This is a genomic window from Saccharomonospora halophila 8, assembly GCF_000383775.1.
Lineage (GTDB): Bacteria > Actinomycetota > Actinomycetes > Mycobacteriales > Pseudonocardiaceae > Saccharomonospora > Saccharomonospora halophila.
This window is the reverse complement of sequence record NZ_KB912564.1, coordinates 131,303-148,326: the sequence shown is the minus strand read 5'-3', so window position 1 is coordinate 148,326 and position 17,024 is coordinate 131,303. Positions and strand designations below refer to the sequence as shown.

Here is a 17,024-nt window from a genome sequence, read left to right as displayed (position 1 = left end):
GGTGGGCGCACCGTGCGACCCGGGCAGGCCCGCGGCACGCGGACCGGTGCGGACCTCGCGGTAGGTGGTCGTGAGCTGGTCGGCTATGTCGATCACGGCACGTCCCTTCGCAACACCTGGGGACCGGCGACGCCGGGGCGTCGTCGGGTCAGCCCGGAGGCCAGGACAGGTGCCTACCACCGAGAACGTGACAGTGCACGTGGAAGACGGTCTGGTTCGCGTCGGCGCCGGTGTTGAACACCAGCCGATAGCCGGAGTCGTCGACCCCGTCGGCCTTGGCGACCTCACCGACCACGGCGAGCAGGTCGCCCGCCAGGCCGGGATCGGCCGCGGCCATCGTCGCGGCGTCCGGGTGGTGCTCCTTGGGGATGACCAGGACGTGCGTGGGGGCCTGCGGGTCGATGTCGCGGAACGCGAGCACGGTGTCGGTCTCGTACACCACGGTGGCGGGCACGGCGCGCTCGACGATCCGGCAGAACAGGCAGTCGGTGCTCACGGACTCACTGTAATGCGCCCACGCCCACGTGTCCGCGACATCGCGGTAACGGTGCCGTGTCCCGACTCACAGGACACGGGCGGGTGAACGGTCACTTGCTCTTGTGGTACGCTTCCGCGACTTCGGAGGGAATTCGTCCCCGTTCGGAGATCTCGTACCCGTTCTCTTTCGCCCACGCCCGGATCGCCTTGTTCTGCTCACGGTCGGCGGAGGACGAGCGGGTGGCCTTCTGACCGTTGCGGCGACCGCGTCCCGTCTGTCGCTTGCGGCCGCCCGCCTTGCGCGCGTGTTCGACGTACTGGGCGAGTGCGTCCCGCAGTTCTTCCGCGTTTTCCGAGGACAGGTCGATCTCGTACGTCACCCCGTCGAGGGCGAACTGGACGGTCTCCTCGGCCTCCGAGCCGTCGAGATCATCCACGAGAGAGACGAGAATCTGTTGTGCCACCGGTTCCTCCTGCTATGGGCCGCTCGGGCGTGAATTGCGGTCTGTTCGGCCAGAAGTGTACCCGACCGCGTCCGGCCGGGAACACGTGGCATTGCGCCGGAGTGGTGATCGGGGAAAGGGCGTGCGCTCCCCCTCCGTCCGCCGGGAATGCGTGGTGCGACGGTGGGTCAACCATACGTATTCATGCCTGGTGAGGGTGCCTCCGCCGGCGCGGCGGCCGGGCCCCGTGTCGCAACCGGAGGGTCGAAAACCGTTGCTGTGCCGGAACATCCGGGGAGAAGGCGGTGCACTTCGGCGATGTCGGACGGAGCCGTCCGCCCGGGTCGGCTTCCTTTCACCCGATTCGAGAAGGATCGCCGGATCGGGCGGGTCGGGAATATCGCCGTCCGGTGGTGGCGGGGGAGTCCCGGGCTCGGGCAGGATGGCATTGCCCGGGTAATAACCCACCCCCGTCGGACACGGGGACCGGAGGAGGACCACCGTGATTCACCCGCCCGAAACACCGGAGGCGGTCACCGCGCTGCGTGCCGACACGGCGGGCTGCGAGAGCGTCGTGCATTTCAACAACGCGGGTTCCTCGTTGCCCCCGAAACGGGTGGTGGACCGGATGGTACGGCATCTCCGCACGGAGGAGAGGATCGGCGGTTACGAGGCGGCCGACGAGGTCTCCGCCGAACTCGACGACGTCCGCGGGACACTCGGTGCGCTCGTGGGTGCCGGACCGGACGAGATCGCGGTCACCGACAGCGCCTCCCGTTCGTGGCTCTCGGTGTTCACTGCTGTCGGCTGGGCCGAGGGGGACCGCATTCTCACCGGCGCCGCCGAGTATTCGAGCAACATCATCGCGATGCTGGACCTCGCGCACCGCCGCGGCGTCCGGGTGGAGGTCGTGCCGAGCACGCCCGAGGGCGAGCTCGACGTCGACGCGCTCGCCGCGACGCTCGACGACGACGTGCGCATGGTGGCGGTGACCCACGCGCCGACCAACGGGGGGCTGCTGCAACCCGTCGAACGGATCGGTGCCGTGGTCGCGGACAGTCCCGCGTTCTACCTGGTCGACGCCTGTCAGAGCGTGGGCCAGGTGCCGATCGACCTGCGGACGCTCGGTGCCGACGCGCTCTCCGCCACCGGCCGCAAGTACCTGCGCGCACCACGGGGGACCGGATTCCTCGCCGTGCGGCGGGGTGTGCTGGACACCCTCCACCCCGCGCACCTGGACCTGACGTCCGCGCGGATCGAGGACGGATCGGTGCGCCCGCGGGACGACGCGCGGCGGTTCGAGCTGTTCGAGCACAACGTCGCCGCCGTGCTCGGTCTGGGGGAAGCGGCGCGCTACTACCGCGCGGTCGGCCCGGAGTGGGCACACGACCGGATCACCGCGCTCGCCGAACACCTGCGCGTCGAGCTGGGCCGGATCCCGGGGATCACGGTGACCGACCTCGGCAGACACCGTTCCGGCATCGTGTCGTTCTCCTCGGAGCGGGTTCCCGCCCCGGAACTCGTGAGCAGGTTACGGGAGCGGGGCGTGCACGTCAGCGTGTCCCGCGCGCCGTCGACCCCCTGGGACATGGCCGACCGGCGGCTGGATGAGCTCGTGCGCGCCTCGGTGCACTACTACAACACGTCGGACGAGATCGCGCGCCTGTGCCGTGAGCTGGCGGCGATGGGCTGACCTCCCGGGGTGGATCCGTCACCGGGAAGGCCCGACGGATGCCGTCGGGCCGAGGAGGTGACGCCAGGGAGACGGAGCCCGGGTTCAGCAGCTGCGGAAGAAGCGGTCCAGCACGCGGGTGCCGAAGCGCAGGGCGTCGACCGGGACCCGTTCGTCCACCCCGTGGAACAGCGCCGAGAAGTCCAGATCGGCGGGCAGCTTCAGCGGGGCGAAGCCGAAGTTGCGGATGCCGAGCCGCTGGAAGGACTTCGCGTCGGTACCGCCGGAGAGCATGTAGGGAAGCGTGCGCGCGTCCGGGTCCTCGGCGAGTACCGAGGCGCTCATCGCGTCCACCAGCGCCCCGTCGAAGGTGGTCTCCACCGGGGGCAGTTCCATCCACTCGCGTTCGATGTCCGGGCCGAGCAGTTCGTCGAGCTCCCGGTCGAACGCCTCGACCCGCCCGGGCAGGATGCGGCAGTCGACGGCCGCCTCCGCGGTGGACGGGATGACGTTGGCCTTGTACCCGGCGTTGAGCATCGTCGGGTTCGCCGTGTCCCGCAACGTGGCGCCGATCATGCGGGAGATGTTGCCCAGCTTGGCCACGGCGCCGTCGAGGTCGTCCTCCGGGAAGTCCCACCCGGTGATCTCGGTGACCCCGGCCAGGAACTCCCGCACCGAGTCGCTGAGCACCAGCGGGAACCGGTGGTTGCCGAGCTTGGCCACCGCCTCGGAGAGTTTGGTGACCGCGTTGTCGTGGTGCAGCATCGACCCGTGCCCGGCCGTGCCCCGCACGCGCAGGGTCATCCACCGGATGCCCTTCTCCGCCGTCTCCACCAGATAGGCCCGCACGTTGTCGCGCAGCGTGACGGAGAACCCGCCGACCTCGCTGATCGCCTCGGTGGCGCCGTCGAACAGCTCGGGCCGGTTGTCCACCAGCCACTGCGCGCCGTATTTGCCGCCCGCCTCCTCGTCGGCGAGGAACGCGAAGATCAGGTCGCGGGGAGGGACGATGCCCTCCCGCTTGTAGTGCCGGGCCAGCGCCAGCGACATGCCGAGCATGTCCTTCATGTCGACCGCGCCCCGGCCCCACACGTACCCGTCCCGCACCGCGCCGGAGAACGGGTGCACCGACCACTCGGCCGGGTCGGCGGGCACGACGTCGAGGTGCCCGTGCACGAGCAGCGCGCCCCGGTCCGGGTCGGCGCCGGGCAGCCGGGCGATCACGTTGTGCCGGTTCGCCCCGCCGGACTCGACATAGGTGATCTCGTAGCCGACCTCGGTGAGCTTGGCCGCCACGTACTCGGCGGCCTCCCGCTCGCCGGTGAGTGTCGCCGGATCACCGGTGTTGGTGGTGTCGATCCGGATCAGCTCGCTGGTCAGCGTCACCGCCTCGTCGGCGGCGGCGTCGATCGGGTTCGGTTCGGTCACCCGGTATTCCTATCATCGCCGCGGCCACGGGCGCAGACGGCGACCCGGCGGCGGGCCGTGACCGCCGGAGGACCGGTGGGCCGGGGGTGTCGGGGCCCGTCGTCGGAGTGTCACGGCTGGGAGGTCGCCACCCTGAGGCCGAAGCCGATCGGTACGACCCCGGCGATGCGGTTCATGGCACGCCGCACGGCGGGCCGGTCGAAGAACGCACGCGACCGGGCCAGCACGAGTACGTATCCGCCGAGCCAGCCGAGTGTGAGCGCCGCGTGCGCGAGCACCAGTAGCGCCATGCCCAGTTGCGGGGGCAGTCCTGACGGCGCCAGCGTCGGCAGCAGCCCGGTGTAGAAGACCGCGATCTTCGGATTGAGGAGGTTGCTGACCAGCCCAATTCGCCACGGACTCCCGGGCGGGGACGCCACGGTCGAGGTCGTCGCCTCCGACACGTCGTGGCGGGCCTGGAGCAGTGCCCGGACACCGAGCACGATCAGGTACGCCCCCCCGGCGAGCTTGACCACCGCGCGGCACCCGCGTGCCTTCGGCGCGCAAGGGTAGACGCGTTGGCCGACGACACCAATGGCGACGTACGGGAGACGGATGGCTCCGGACGACGACGCGCCGGACGTGGCGCGCCTGGTTTCGTCCTCCAGCTACGCCAGTGCGCCGCGCGACTGCGGGGTCTCCGTGAGTGGTCGGTAGATGGGATCCCGACGGTGGTGCAGGCGGGCGAGCGACTGCGGGACGACGAGCAGTCCCACCCGGCCGCCACCAGCTCGACGGCGACCGGGGTCGTCGCCCGATGGTTCGGCCTGCTTCTGCGGCCGGGAGACCTCTCGGTTGACCCGTCAGGGCCGTCGCGCCGTAAACGTGGGGCGGCGGAACGGCGAAGACCCGCTGGAGACGGTCAGCGCACCAGGCAGGGCCGCTTCGGATCGAACGTCCAGCCCGGTACCAGGTACTGCATGGCGACGCTGTCGTCGCGAGCACCGAGTCCGTGGTGGAGGTAGAGCTCGTGCGCAGCCGCGACCCGGTCGCGGTCCAGTTCGATTCCCAGCCCCGGCGCGGCCGGCACCGCGATGTGACCGTTCCGAATCCGCAACGGATCTCTGGTCAGTCCCTGTCCGTCCTGCCAGATCCAATGCGTGTCCAGTGCGGTGATCTCCCCCGGCGCCGCGGCGCCCGTGTGGGTGAACATCGCCAACGACACGTCGAAATGGTTGTTGGAGTGCGAACCCCACGTCAGTCCGAAGTCGTGGCACAACTGCGCGACACGGACCGAGCCCGCCATCGTCCAGAAATGCGGGTCCGCGAGCGGGATGTCGACCGCATGCTCGCGGACCGCGTGAGCCATCTGCCGCCAATCAGTGGCGATCATGTTCGTGGCGGTGCGCAGGCCGGTGGCGCGCTTGAACTCCGCCATCACCTCGCGGCCGGAGAAGCCACCCTCCGCGCCGCAGGGGTCCTCGGCGTAGGCGAGCACGTCCTCGCGCCCGGCGAGCAGGCGTACGGCGTCCGCGAGCAGCCACCCACCGTTCGGATCGAGGGTGATCCGGGCGTCGGGGAACCGGCGGGCCAGCTCCGTGACCGCCGCGATCTCCTCCTCGCCCGCGAGTACGCCACCCTTGAGCTTGAAGTCGGTGAAGCCGTAGCGGGCCTGCGCCGCCTCGGCGAGCTCGACGATCGCCTCCGGGGTGAGCGCGACCTCGCGGCGGCGCCCCTCCCAGACGTCGCCGTTCGGCTCGCGCAGGTAGGGCAGGTCGCAACCGTCGGGATCGCCGACGTAGAAGAGGTAGCCGAGCATCGGCACCCTGTCACGCTGCTGGCCGTCGCCGAGCAATTCGGCCACCGGCACGCCCTGTGCCTGGCCTGCCAGGTCGAGAAGGGAGGATTCGAGGGCGGTGACGGCGTGCACGGTCGTGCGCAGATCGAAGGTCTGCTCGCCGCGACCGCCGGCGTCGCGGCCCGCGAACCGGGCGGCGACACTGCGCAGCAGCGAGCGGTACCGCGCCACCGGCTTCCCGACGAGGAGGTCGCTCGCCTCGGCGATGGTGGCGCGGATCGCCTCGCCACCGGGCACCTCACCGAGCCCGGTCCGGCCGTCGGAGTCGGTGAGGATCGCGATGTTGCGCGTGAAGTACGGCGCGTGCGCGCCACTGAGGTTCAGCAGCATCGAGTCCCGGCCGGCGACCGGCACGACCTCGACGCGCTCGATGGTGGCCGTCATGACAGCTCCAGCCGACCGTCGATGCGGCGGACCAGGCCCCACGGGTTGTCCTTTCGGACCGCCTCGGGGAGCAGCTCGTCCGGCACGTCCTGGTAGCAGACCGGCCGTTGGAACCGCTCGATCGCGCGGGTGCCGACCGAGGTGGTCCGCGAGTCGGACGTCGCCGGGTACGGACCGCCGTGGACCATGGCGTGGCTCACTTCGACGCCCGTCGGCCAGCCGTTGAAGAGGATTCGGCCGGCCCGGTCCTCCAGTACCGGCAGCAACTGCCGGGCCGCGTCCGCGTCGGCCGGGGCATAGCAGACGGTCACGGTGAGCTGACCCTCCAAATTAGCCAGCTGGTCGGCCAACGCCGCGGGATCGTCGTACCGGATCACCACGGCGGAGGAGCCGAATACCTCGGCGACCGCTTCACCGGTCGGCGAGCTCGCGCTACTGAGCGACGGCGCCGGCCGCCCGGCGCCGTCGCCCGGGGACCCTTCCGCGATCCGGTCGACACCGGCGGTCGCGGCGAGTCGGTCCACACCGGTGCGGTAGGCCTCGGCGATGGCGGGGGTCAGCATCGGCTGACCGGTCGTGGCGGCCACGGCCTGGCCCGCGGCCGCCACGAAGGCATCACCGTCGGCGCCCGTGGGAACGAAGACCAACCCCGGATTGGTGCAGAACTGTCCGGCACCGAGGGTCAGCGAGCCGACGAAGCCCTCGGCCAGCTCGCGCGCCCCGTCCGCACCGTGCTCGGCCAGCGCACCGGGCAGGATCACGACGGGGTTGACCGAGGACATCTCGGCATACACCGGGATCGGTTCGGGCCGATCGGCCGCGGCCGCAGTGAGGGCGAGGCCGCCGCCGCGCGAACCGGTGAATCCGACCGCCTTGATCCGCGCATCGGTGACCAAGGTCCGGCCGAACTCGTGGCCCTCGCCCAGCACGAAGGAGAAAATACCGCCGGGGAGGTCGGCTGCCGCGACCGCGCGGGTCACCGCCCTTGCGACCAGTTCGCCCGTGCCGGGGTGGGCCGGGTGGCCCTTGACCACGACCGGGCAGCCGGCGGCCAGCGCGGACGCGGTGTCGCCACCGGCGGTGGAAAAGGCCAGCGGGAAGTTGCTCGCGCCGAACACCGCCACCGGGCCGAGTGGCACCATCCGTTGCCGCAAATCGGGCCGCGGGAGCGGGGTGCGGTCCGGCAGTGCCGGATCGACACGGACACCGAGGTGGTCCCCCTGCCGAACCACGTCAGCGAAGAGCCGGAGCTGTCCAGTGGTGCGACCGACCTCGCCGGTCAACCGGGCCTCAGGGAGGCCGCTCTCGACCATCGCCCGGGCGATGATGACGTCCCTGTCGCGCTCGATCTCGTCCGCGATCGCCGCGAGGAGGCCGGCGCGGGCGTCGGGCGTCGTGGCCCGCAGGATGGGGAATGCCGCAGCCGCCGCCTCTGTCGCGCGAGAGAGGTCGGCGGTATTCAGGAGCGGGTATCCCGGCGCGATGGCCTCGCCGGTCGCGGCCGCGACCGCGCGCATCACGCCCGCGTCGCCGGTCACCTCGTCACCCGCGACGAAGCTGACGCCGCGAACCTGCGTGGTGTGGTCCGTGCGCGTCGTGCTCATGCTGTGCCTCCTTCGACTCGCTCGATCAGGATCCGCAGTTCTTCCGATTCCGGCGGCGTCAGGTCGGTCAGCGGCGCCCGCACCGGACCGGCCGGACGCCCGACGATCTCCAAGCCCGCCTTGACGATGGACACGGCGTACCCCCGCTCCCGATCACGCAGTCGTGTGTAGGGAATCACGAAGTCCCGCAGCATCCGGTAGACCTCCATCTGGTCCCGCGCCTGCACTGCGGCGTAGAACTCGAGGGCGAACCGCGGGACGAAGTTGAACAGGGCGGAGGAGTAGGTCGTCACGCCGAGCTGGAGCAGCGGCAGCGCGAACACCTCGGCCGTCGGAAGCCCGCCGATGTAGGTCAGCCGATCACCCAGCCGAGCGTAGGCGCGGGTCATCGGCTCGATCTGCCCGACGCCGTCCTTGAATCCGACCAGCGTGGGGTTGCGGTCACTCACCTGCTCCAGTGCCTCGTCGCCGAGGATCGCGTTGGCGCGGTTGTAGAACACCACGCCCAGCGAGCTGGCGGAGCAGACGGCTGAAATGTGTTCGACGAGGCCCTGCTGACCGGCCTCGGTGAGGTAGGGCGGCATCAACAGGATGCCGTCGGCCCCGGCGGCCTCGGCCGCCCGCGCCTGCGCGATCGCGTTGCGGGTCGACCCGGTCGCGGGCGCGAGCACTGGCACCGCACCGCCGACGGCTGAGACCGCCGTGCGCACCACTCGGTCGGTCTCCTCCAGAGCCAGTGAGAATCCCTCACCGGTGCCGCCGGCCGCGAAGAGCGCGGCAACGGGATAGCTGCCCAACCAGGCGAGGTGCTCGCGGTAGGCACTCTCGTCGAACTCGAAGTCCTCGGTGAAATGGGTAACCGGGAAGGACAACAGGCCACTGCCGAGAGCGGAGGCCAACTCGGTCGGGGAGACGGATACCACGGGGCTCCTTCGTCACGCTGGGAATGTCGGATCCGTGACGGACCCGGGACGGACCGGCACGCACAAACATTACGAAGCCCGAAGATTCCCGTCCAACACGAATAAGGCATTCATGAATGCCCTAGATGCATCGCCCTGCCGCAGTAGGGTGGCTCGCTCTCACCCGAACTGGTCATGGAGGCGCTCGCCCGAGCGCTGCACCAGCCCGAGCGCCTGACGCACCAAAGGCGTCAGCCCGCCGCGTGCCCAGATCGCGTGCAGCTCGACCGGTCGGGACGGGTCACGGTCGCGGTGACCGCCCTCGAGGTCGGCGATCGGCAGGTATACCACCCCGTCGACGCCGAGCGCGGTCGCGCTGGCCGGCACGAGCGCGACACCCTCCCCGGCCGCGACCAGCAGCACGGCGGTGAGGATCTGCTGCACCCGCTGCACGATGTGGGCTTGCCCGTTGACCAGGAACCGGACCGTGAGCTCGTGGAAGTATCGCGCCAACAGCGGGTGATAGGTGATCACCGGTAGGCCGTCGAAGTCCTCCGGGCCGAGCGGACCACTGGCCGACGCAAGCGGGTGCCCGACCGGCACCACGGCGCGCAGCGGCTCCCGCGCGACGATCTGCGAGGAAAGCGCCGCAGTGTCGAACGGGGGGCGCGCAAGCCCGATGTCGAGTTCACCGCGCCGGACGCCGTCGACCTGGGCGGCGGTGACCCCCTCGTGCAGTACCACCTCGACATTGGGAAGTTCCTCACCGAGGAGCCGGAGCAGGGGGCCGAGGACCCCGATCGCCGAGACGGCCGTGAACCCCAGGTGCAGTGTCCCGGCCGACCCGGCTTCGATTCGTTGAGCGTGCGCTACCGCTTGCTCGAGGGTGGTGACCATCCGGTAGCACTCCTCCAGGAAGCTTTTACCGGCCGGAGTCAACCGCACGCGGCGGCTGTCGCGCTCGAGCAGCGAAGCGCCCACCGACCGTTCCAGCTTCTGGATCTGGCGGCTCAGCGGCGGCTGGGTCATCGAGAGCCGCTCGGCTGCCCGGCCGAAATGGAGCTCCTCGGCGACGGCGATGAAGCAATGGACCTTGTCCAGGGTAACGGAGCTCATGCCGTGAGAGTATCAAGCTATGCCCGATCGAACTTAGACATGCATCATGGGCGTGTTTATAGTCCAGTGATCGCTACCACACCGCGGCGTATTTCGGGCCGCGCGCGCACAAAAACGAGGGATTGACATGCACAAGAAGCTGGCAGAGTTGGCAGCACTCACCACCGTGCCCGTCTTGGCCGCGGGCCTAGCCGGATGCGGCTTGCAGAGCGGATCGGGCTCCGAGGGAGGTCTCGACGTCAACCGCGTCCGCGTCGTGCTCGGCTCGAGCTCGACCACGGCGGACACCTACCAGAACTCGCATGCCTTTACCACGCACGTCGGCGACGAACTCGGCGTCGGCATGAAGGCCGACGCGATCGGCGCCAACAAGGCCTTTCAGGCGCTGGACTCGGCCAAGACGGACGGCAGCACGATCATGTTCTTCCACGACATGGCGTACCTGTCCGTGAAGTACGGCGCGCAGCCCGAGAAGTTCGCCTTGGAGAACTGGAAGGTCGGCCCGATGGTCTCCACCAACCCGGGTGCCGCGTTCCTCGCCGCCGACGAGGCTCCGTACGACACCCTGGCCCAGGCGGCCACGTGGCTGAAGGACAACCCCGGCGAGGATCTCACCTTCGCCGTCGAGGCCGGCGGCACCTCCGAGCTCTCGCTCGACGCCTTCTACATCTGGGTGAAGGACAAGTACGGCACGAAGATCGCGGAGCGGATCAAGATCCTCGCGACGGGCTCCGACGAGAAGAAGAACCAGGCCCTGTGGGCCGGCAACGTGGACATCATCTACGGCTCCATCGCCGGCAACGAGCAGTACACCAAGGGCGACGTGAAGGACAAGGTCAAGGAGAAGTTCCTCGGCATCACGGCGAGCAAGCCGGTCGAGGGCTACGACATCCCGACCTTCAAGCAGCAGGGCATCAAGATCGACGGTGCGCCCTTCACCTTCGACAAGGAGTTCTTCCTGCTGATGCCGAAGGACATCGACAAGGGCTTCCGGCAGGCCCTGGACGAGGCGACGGCCAAGGCCATCAAGACCGACGCCTATGTCGAGGAGCTGAAGAAGAACAAATTCGTTCCCAACTATGTGCCGATCGAGCAGAGCCGGGAGTACATCGAGCAGAAGCGCGAGCGTCTCGAGTCGATCATCGATCAGGCGCCCGAGTTCTCCGACCTGGTCGGCTGATCCTTTCCGCGCTGCAGCTCGACCTCAGGGGTTGGCATATACGTATGAATGACTTCTTCACGCTGGATGTGGAATTCAGCGACTATCATCTCGTCTTCCCGGTGGCGATCGGGACCATCCTGGGCGCGCTCCTGGTGATCATGGGCGCCAAGTCGCTGATCAAAAGGTTCCGGAGCGCGCCCAGGCCGGCACGGCCGAGGTGGCGTTTCTTCGACCGGGGATTCGACTGGAAGAAGCTGTTCGGGGCGCTGGCATGCATGTTCGCCTATGTCCTGCTGCTGAAGCCCCTGGGGTTCCTGCCGGCGAGCATCCTGTTCGTCGTGGCCATCTCGTTGGTGTTCCATCCGACGAAGAACACGCGTGTCCTGCTCGGAATGGCCACGACCGCCATCTGCACGCCGCTGGCGATCTGGCTGGTGTTCGGCCAGCTGTTCTACATCACTCTTCCGTAAAGGGGCAACTCATGGAGATCTTCGAGATTCTCTCGCCCATGACGTTCCTGCTCACCGCCTGCGGCGTCTTTATCGGAATCATCTTCGGATCGATCCCCGGGCTGACGGCGACCATGGCACTGGCCGTGTTCCTGCCCCTGACCTTCTCCATGGACCTCGCACAGGGCCTCGCCATGCTGATCGGGCTCTATGTGGGCGGCATCAGCGGAGGAATGATCCCGGCGGCGCTGCTGAAGCTCCCGGGCACGCCGTCGTCGGTGGCCACCACCTTCGACTCGTACCCGATGGCGCAGAAAGGGTTCGCGGAGAAGGCGCTGAAGATCGGCATCGCCGCCTCCCTCATCGGAGGCCTCATCAGTCTGGCCGTGCTGTACTTCTTCGCTCCGCTCTTGAGCTCGGTGGCCATCGAGTTCGGGCCGGTGGAGAAGTTTCTGATCATCGTCTTCGCTCTGACGATCATCGCCTCGATCTCGGAGAAGAGCCTGTTGGCCGGAATCTTCAGCGGTCTGCTCGGCGTTTTCCTGAGTCTGGTCGGCGTGTACACCGGGAACAACGAGCTCCGGCTCACGCCGGGCTTTTTCGAGGACCAGCTCTACGACGGTTTCTCCCTGCTGCCGGTGCTCATCGGTCTGTTCGGGATCTCCGAGATCCTGCGAAATTCCGAGCTCGGCCTCAAGGACATCGGCGGGGACAAGAAGGCCAAGCTCCAGAACGCCGAACGGAGCGATGAGGCGAGGTTCAAGCTCAGTGTGTTCAAGGGGCAGGGCGTCAATGTGGTCCGCTCGTCGTTCATCGGCACATTCCTGGGGATCCTCCCCGGAGTCGGCGGCAGCGCGGCGTCGCTCATGTCCTACACCCAGGCGAAGAACTTCTCCAAGGATCCGGGCGAGCTCGGCAAGGGATCGCCCGAGGGCATCATCGCCAGCGAGGGCTCCAACAACGGCCTGACCGGTGGCGCCATGGTGCCGCTGCTGTCCCTGGGGATCCCGGGCGACAGCACGACCGCGGTGCTGCTGGGAGCGTTCGTCCTGCAGGGCATCCACGTGGGTCCGCTGTTCATCACGGAGAACCCGGACATGTGGTCGGCGATCATCTACGCGCTGCTGTTCGCCAACATCGTGATGTTCGTGCTGATGTTCACGTCGATCCGCTACTTCGCCCGGATCATCGAGATCCCGAAGTACGTGCTGTACCCGATCATCCTGGTGATGTGCGTGCTCGGTTCGTACACCATCAACAACGGTGTGATGTTCGACGTGTGGACGGCGCTGATCTTCGGCGTCCTGGGCTTCGTCTTCATGAAGATCGGGATCCAGCTCACCACGTTCCTCATCGGGTTCATCCTGGGTCCGTTGCTGGAGACCAACTTCCTCGACAGCATGCAGGCCCATGACGGTGACCTGCTCGTCTTCTTCACCAACAGTTCGATCGACTGGGTGATCTGGGCGATGATCGTCGGATCCGTGATCTTCGGGATGCTGAGCAACCGCAGGAAGAGGAAGGCCGAAGAGGCCGAAGGAACCGGAGAGACCGAAGAAACCGGAGAGATCGAAGGAAGCGGAGAGGACGAGAGCGTGGAGAGGGCCGACGCCTCCGAGCTCCGGTGAGAGTGAGTGGCACGCCGGTGGCGGGAGAGAGGTGTCGACGCCCGCACGGTCGACAGCAATCGAACCCGCTCACCGGGAAGCCCCGGCAGGGTCCGAACGGGCTCCGTGCCGGTGAGCCGTTTCAGCTCAGCCGCCGCCGGGTGCCTGCCAAGTGGACACGCATCGCGGCACGGGCGGTCTCCGCGTCCCCGGCCAGCACCGCGGCCGCGACACTCTCGTGCTCGTGGCGCACCCGTTCGACGTGGGTGGCGTCGGTGAGCGAGTAGGCGTCGCCGAGCCGGGTGCGCGGCAACATGATCATCATCGGTCCGAGCGATTCGAGGAGGTCGAGGTAGAAGCGGTTGCCGCTGGCCGCCGCGACGGCGCGATGGAAAGCGAAGTCGGCCTCGACGGCCTCCTCGGGTCCGGCGGCGGCGAACGCCGCCATCGCCGCGCGCAGGTCTGCGGCCATGGCGTCGGTGAGCCGCCCCGCCGCGAGGGATGCCGCCTCGCACTCGATGCCCAGCCGGAAGTCGACGACGTCGAGCACGTCACGGTGGCTGCGGACGGTGGACGCCTCGACCCGGAACGACGTGGGCTCCGGGAGCGCCAGCACGAACGAGCCGCGCCCCTGGAAGGTCTCCACGAGCCCCTCGGCCCGTAGCCGGGTCACGGCTTCGCGGATCACGGTCCGCGAGACGCCGTACTCGGCGATGAGGGTGTTCTCCGACGGCAGCTGTTCGCCGGGGGCGAGGTCGCCCGCCAGGATGCGCTCCTTGATCCCGGCGACGACCCGCCCGGCCAGTGTCGTGGTCATCTGAACTCCAATCGGCGCAAACCCGGTCCTTCGGGGCCGGGAGGAGACGATCCCGCGGTGCCGCGCCCCTGAGGGCGCCCCACTGCCGTCGACTCACAAACTGGGCTATTAATATGTGAGGAATGTCGAAGTCGCTGGTGAAGCGGGCGTACAAGTACCGCTTTTACCCAACCGGACAGCAGGAGCAGGAGCTTCTGCGCACGTTCGGCTGCGTGCGATTCGTCTACAACAAGGCGCTTGAAGAACGCACCCGCGCCTGGTACGTCGAGCAACGGCGCGTGAACTACGCCCAAACGTCGGCGAAGCTCACCGCGTGGAAGAAAACTGACGAACTCTCCTTCCTCGGCGAAGTGTCGTCCGTGCCGCTCCAGCAAACGCTGCGGCACTTGCAAGGCGCATTCACGAACTTCTTCGGCAAGCGGGCGAAGTACCCGCGGTTCAAGTCCCGCAAGAAGTCCCGCCCATCGGCCGAGTACACCCGCTCCGGGTTCACCTGGCGCGACGGCACGTTGACGCTGGCGAAGATGTCCGAACCACTCACCATTGTGTGGTCCCGGCCGCTTCCCGACGGTACGGAGCCGTCCACCGTCAACGTGTCCCGTGACAGCGCGGGTCGGTGGTTCGTGTCGATGCTGGTCGAAACCACTGTCGAGCATCACGCGCCCACGACGAACGCCGTGGGAATCGACGCCGGTATCGACGCGCTGGCGACGCTCTCCGCCGGGCGGGCGGTTGCAGCCTGTGGAGACGGAGTAAGACCGACCCGACGGTAGTCGGCGAGGCATCTGTCGGAACCTCCTTTCGAGAGTGAAGAAGCAGGAACTATCGGCCGCGAGGTCGATGGGAATCTCGGTCCTTGAGGCCGAGAGGACGTCAACGGCCCATCATCGCGCACCGAACGTGGCGGTCTCCACGGTGAGTGACCGCATCCGCTCGCTGAGCGTGAACCCGAGGCCCGGCCGGTCCGGGACGAACATCCGGCCGTCGCGGATCTCGATGCGCTCCTCGAAGAGGGGGTTGAGCCATTCGAAGTGCTCCACCCACGGTTCGGTCGGGTACGCCGCCGCCAGGTGCAGGTGGATCTCCATCGCGTAGTGCGGCGCGAGTGCCAGCCCGGCGTGGGACGCGAGCGTGGCGAATCGCAGGAACGGCGTGATCCCGCCGATCCGCGGCGCGTCGGGCTGCACGATGCCGCGGTAGCCCGCATCGAGGAGCGCCAGGTGCTCCGGCACCGAGGTCAGCATCTCGCCGGTGGCGATGGCGGTGTCGAAGGTGTGACTGAGGTCGGTGTGGCCGACGGCGTCCCAGGCGTCGAGCGGCTCCTCGATCCAGATGAGGTCGAACCGTTCGAGCTCGCGGCACATCCGGCGCGCCCGTGCCCGGTCCCACTGCTGGTTGGCGTCGACCATCAACGGGGTGTCGCCGAGGTGCTTGCGCATCGCGGCGACCCGGGCGAGGTCGGTGCGCCAGTCGGGCTGTCCCACCTTGATCTTGATGCCGCCGATCCCGGACTCCAGGGCGGCGTTCGCCTTCTCCTTGATCTCTTCGACCGAGGCCTGCAAGAAGCCGCCGGAGGTGTTGTAGACCTGGCAGGAGTCGCGATGGGCACCGATGAGCTTCGCCAGCGGCAGGCGGGCCCGCCGTGCCTTGAGGTCCCACAGGGCGACGTCGAGCGCGGCGATCGCCTGGGTGGCGACACCGGAGCGGCCCACGGACGCGCCCGCCCACAGCAGCGACTGGTAGATCCGGTCGATGTCGGAGGGATCCTGACCGAGCGCGACCTCGGCGATCTCTTTCAGGTGGGCGTACTGCGCCGGGCCGCCCGCGCGCTTGGAGTAGCTGAAACCCATTCCCTCGTGGCCCTGCTCGGTCAGCACCTCGACGAACAGCAGCACCGTTTCGGTCAGAGGTTTCTGCCTGCCGGTGAGCACCTTGGCATCGCTCACCGGAGTGGGCAGCGGCAGCACGACGTGGGACAGCGTGAGGCTGCGGATCCGGTCGTTGGTGTAGCTGGTGGTCATTCGGTGAGCTCCTCCGGCGACGGTGGTGACAGCGCGAGACGCTACTTGTATGATGAGTTGCAAAGTTATCCTACGAGTAGGGCGGAGTCCAGGGCGATGAGCACGGCGACCACCCCACCCGTCCAGCCGCGGGAGCGCACCGATCGGCCTGCCGGGGCGGCCCCGCCGGCGGTGCGACCGCCGCGCCGAATGCCCCGCTGGCGCGATCTCGAGCCGTTCCTGAAGATCCGGCCGGTGCAGCACGACCCGACAGCACGACGACTGGCTCGCTGCCTGAGCGTGGCGGACCTGGAGCACGCGGCGCGGCGCCGTGTGCCGCCGGCGGTGTGGGATTACGTGGCCGGCGGCTCCGACGGCGAACTCGCGATGGCCCGCAACCGCGCCGCCTTCGACCGGGTCGAGCTGCGTCCGACGGCGTTCGGCCAGGTCGCCGAGCCCGACATCACGACCCACCTCCTCGGCAGATCGGCGGCAGCGCCGATCGTGCTGGCGCCGACCGGCTACACCCGACTGAGCCACCACACCGGTGAATCCGCGGTCGCCGCCGCGGCGGCCGCTGCCGGCCTGCCCTACACGTTGTCGACGTACGCCACGACCTCGATCACCGACACCGCCGATGCCGCGCCGGGTGGGCGCAACTGGTTCCAGTTCTATTTGATGAAGGACCGTGAGGTGAGCCTCGCGCACCTGGCCGAGGCGCGGGCGCAGGGCTACGAGACGGCCGTCCTCACCATCGACACCACGGTCACCGGCCTCAAGCGCAAGGACGTGCGCAACGGGTTCGCGATCCCGCCGCAGTTGACCGCGCGGACGTTCGCCGGGATGGCGCGACACCCCGGTTGGGTCGCCAACATCCTGACGACCGAGCCGCTGCGGTTCGCGACATTCCCCGAGGGTTCGGTGTACGGCCGCTGGGGGATGTCCAACCAGCTGCGCGAGCAGGCGCTGCGGCCGGAGGACGTGACCTGGCTCAAAAAACGGTGGCAGGGCCCGGTGGTGGTCAAGGGCGTGCTCTCGGTCGCCGACGCGGTGGCGGCCGTCGACGCCGGCGCGGACGCGGTGGTGCTGTCCAACCACGGCGGCCGCCAGCTCGACCGGGCGCCGG

General features: G+C 68.7%; 16 protein-coding genes and 1 pseudogene. 6 read left to right on the top strand and 11 right to left on the bottom strand.

What is annotated here, in order from left to right; genetic code table 11:
• Positions 1–148 precede the first annotated feature (148 nt).
• Entirely contained in the window at positions 149–496 is a 348-nt protein-coding gene (locus tag SACHA_RS0114485) for a histidine triad nucleotide-binding protein (RefSeq protein ID WP_019810897.1), read from the bottom strand.
• Between the two features lie 91 nt (positions 497–587).
• Entirely contained in the window at positions 588–941 is a 354-nt protein-coding gene (locus SACHA_RS0114480) for a histone-like nucleoid-structuring protein Lsr2 (protein ID WP_007027000.1), read from the bottom strand.
• A gap of 481 nt (positions 942–1,422) precedes the next feature.
• Here SACHA_RS0114480 and SACHA_RS0114475 point away from each other — a divergent pair, with 481 nt between their 5' ends.
• Positions 1,423–2,613: an aminotransferase class V-fold PLP-dependent enzyme gene (locus tag SACHA_RS0114475; protein ID WP_019810896.1), complete on the top strand. Its 1,191-nt coding sequence runs from the start codon at positions 1,423–1,425 to the stop codon at positions 2,611–2,613.
• An 84-nt stretch (positions 2,614–2,697) separates the two neighbouring features.
• Here SACHA_RS0114475 and SACHA_RS0114470 read toward each other — a convergent pair whose 3' ends face one another.
• From SACHA_RS0114470 to SACHA_RS0114440, 7 genes and pseudogenes are all read right to left on the bottom strand, one after another.
• Complete coding sequence (locus tag SACHA_RS0114470) at positions 2,698–4,020, bottom strand: M20/M25/M40 family metallo-hydrolase (protein ID WP_019810895.1); 1,323 nt, start codon at positions 4,018–4,020, stop codon at positions 2,698–2,700.
• 110 nt (positions 4,021–4,130) lie between these two features.
• On the bottom strand, positions 4,131–4,535 hold the full coding sequence (locus SACHA_RS22260; protein WP_019810894.1) for a LysE family translocator: 405 nt from the start codon (positions 4,533–4,535) through the stop codon (positions 4,131–4,133).
• Positions 4,536–4,670: 135 nt separating this feature from the next.
• A pseudogene (locus tag SACHA_RS26230) lies at positions 4,671–4,852 on the bottom strand (LysR family transcriptional regulator); the annotation flags it as partial.
• A gap of 69 nt (positions 4,853–4,921) precedes the next feature.
• Positions 4,922–6,241: an enolase C-terminal domain-like protein gene (locus SACHA_RS0114455; protein WP_019810892.1), complete on the bottom strand. Its 1,320-nt coding sequence runs from the start codon at positions 6,239–6,241 to the stop codon at positions 4,922–4,924.
• Positions 6,238–7,845: an aldehyde dehydrogenase (NADP(+)) gene (locus SACHA_RS0114450; protein ID WP_019810891.1), complete on the bottom strand. Its 1,608-nt coding sequence runs from the start codon at positions 7,843–7,845 to the stop codon at positions 6,238–6,240. Before SACHA_RS0114450 ends, SACHA_RS0114455 begins: the two co-directional genes overlap by 4 nt.
• Positions 7,842–8,768, bottom strand: a complete 927-nt coding sequence (kdgD, locus tag SACHA_RS0114445; protein WP_019810890.1) for a 5-dehydro-4-deoxyglucarate dehydratase — start codon at positions 8,766–8,768, stop codon at positions 7,842–7,844. Before kdgD ends, SACHA_RS0114450 begins: the two co-directional genes overlap by 4 nt.
• Before the next feature lie 159 nt (positions 8,769–8,927).
• On the bottom strand, positions 8,928–9,863 hold the full coding sequence (locus tag SACHA_RS0114440) for a LysR family transcriptional regulator (protein WP_019810889.1): 936 nt from the start codon (positions 9,861–9,863) through the stop codon (positions 8,928–8,930).
• Positions 9,864–9,990: 127 nt separating this feature from the next.
• Between SACHA_RS0114440 and SACHA_RS0114435 the strand changes: the two genes are divergently transcribed.
• The 3 genes from SACHA_RS0114435 to SACHA_RS0114425 are packed head-to-tail and all read left to right on the top strand — an operon-like array spanning position 9,991 to position 13,102.
• Complete coding sequence (locus SACHA_RS0114435; protein ID WP_019810888.1) at positions 9,991–11,043, top strand: tripartite tricarboxylate transporter substrate-binding protein; 1,053 nt, start codon at positions 9,991–9,993, stop codon at positions 11,041–11,043.
• A gap of 44 nt (positions 11,044–11,087) precedes the next feature.
• The gene (locus SACHA_RS23445) at positions 11,088–11,495 is read left to right on the top strand and encodes a tripartite tricarboxylate transporter TctB family protein (protein ID WP_019810887.1); all 408 of its coding nucleotides are present in this window, start codon (positions 11,088–11,090) and stop codon (positions 11,493–11,495) included.
• Between the two features lie 11 nt (positions 11,496–11,506).
• On the top strand, positions 11,507–13,102 hold the full coding sequence (locus SACHA_RS0114425; RefSeq protein WP_019810886.1) for a tripartite tricarboxylate transporter permease: 1,596 nt from the start codon (positions 11,507–11,509) through the stop codon (positions 13,100–13,102).
• Between the two features lie 121 nt (positions 13,103–13,223).
• On the opposite strand, the gene SACHA_RS0114420 is transcribed toward SACHA_RS0114425, so the two are convergent.
• Positions 13,224–13,898, bottom strand: coding sequence for a FadR/GntR family transcriptional regulator (locus SACHA_RS0114420; RefSeq protein ID WP_019810885.1), 675 nt, complete (start codon positions 13,896–13,898; stop codon positions 13,224–13,226).
• Between the two features lie 122 nt (positions 13,899–14,020).
• Here SACHA_RS0114420 and SACHA_RS22250 point away from each other — a divergent pair, with 122 nt between their 5' ends.
• Positions 14,021–14,671 carry an RNA-guided endonuclease InsQ/TnpB family protein gene (locus SACHA_RS22250; RefSeq protein WP_019810884.1) on the top strand — a complete coding sequence of 217 codons (651 nt, stop codon included), beginning with the start codon at positions 14,021–14,023 and terminating at the stop codon, positions 14,669–14,671.
• 111 nt (positions 14,672–14,782) lie between these two features.
• On the opposite strand, the gene SACHA_RS0114410 is transcribed toward SACHA_RS22250, so the two are convergent.
• The gene (locus SACHA_RS0114410) at positions 14,783–15,919 is read right to left on the bottom strand and encodes an L-talarate/galactarate dehydratase (RefSeq protein WP_019810883.1); all 1,137 of its coding nucleotides are present in this window, start codon (positions 15,917–15,919) and stop codon (positions 14,783–14,785) included.
• A gap of 279 nt (positions 15,920–16,198) precedes the next feature.
• Here SACHA_RS0114410 and SACHA_RS22245 point away from each other — a divergent pair.
• A partial coding sequence (locus SACHA_RS22245; protein WP_198010154.1) for an alpha-hydroxy acid oxidase occupies positions 16,199–17,024 on the top strand: 826 nt, incomplete at its 3' end.

Excerpts from the sequence above, each read along its gene's own strand:
- SACHA_RS0114455 (WP_019810892.1), bottom strand. The coding sequence starts at position 6,241 with ATGACGGCCACCATCGAGCGCGTCGAGGTCGTGCCGGTCGCCGGCCGG.
- SACHA_RS0114450 (WP_019810891.1), bottom strand. The coding sequence starts at position 7,845 with ATGAGCACGACGCGCACGGACCACACCACGCAGGTTCGCGGCGTCAGC.
- SACHA_RS0114440 (WP_019810889.1), bottom strand. The coding sequence starts at position 9,863 with ATGAGCTCCGTTACCCTGGACAAGGTCCATTGCTTCATCGCCGTCGCC.
- SACHA_RS0114435 (WP_019810888.1), top strand. The coding sequence starts at position 9,991 with ATGCACAAGAAGCTGGCAGAGTTGGCAGCACTCACCACCGTGCCCGTC.
- SACHA_RS23445 (WP_019810887.1), top strand. The coding sequence starts at position 11,088 with ATGAATGACTTCTTCACGCTGGATGTGGAATTCAGCGACTATCATCTC.
- SACHA_RS0114425 (WP_019810886.1), top strand. The coding sequence starts at position 11,507 with ATGGAGATCTTCGAGATTCTCTCGCCCATGACGTTCCTGCTCACCGCC.
- SACHA_RS0114420 (WP_019810885.1), bottom strand. The coding sequence starts at position 13,898 with ATGACCACGACACTGGCCGGGCGGGTCGTCGCCGGGATCAAGGAGCGC.
- SACHA_RS22250 (WP_019810884.1), top strand. The coding sequence starts at position 14,021 with ATGTCGAAGTCGCTGGTGAAGCGGGCGTACAAGTACCGCTTTTACCCA.
- SACHA_RS0114410 (WP_019810883.1), bottom strand. The coding sequence starts at position 15,919 with ATGACCACCAGCTACACCAACGACCGGATCCGCAGCCTCACGCTGTCC.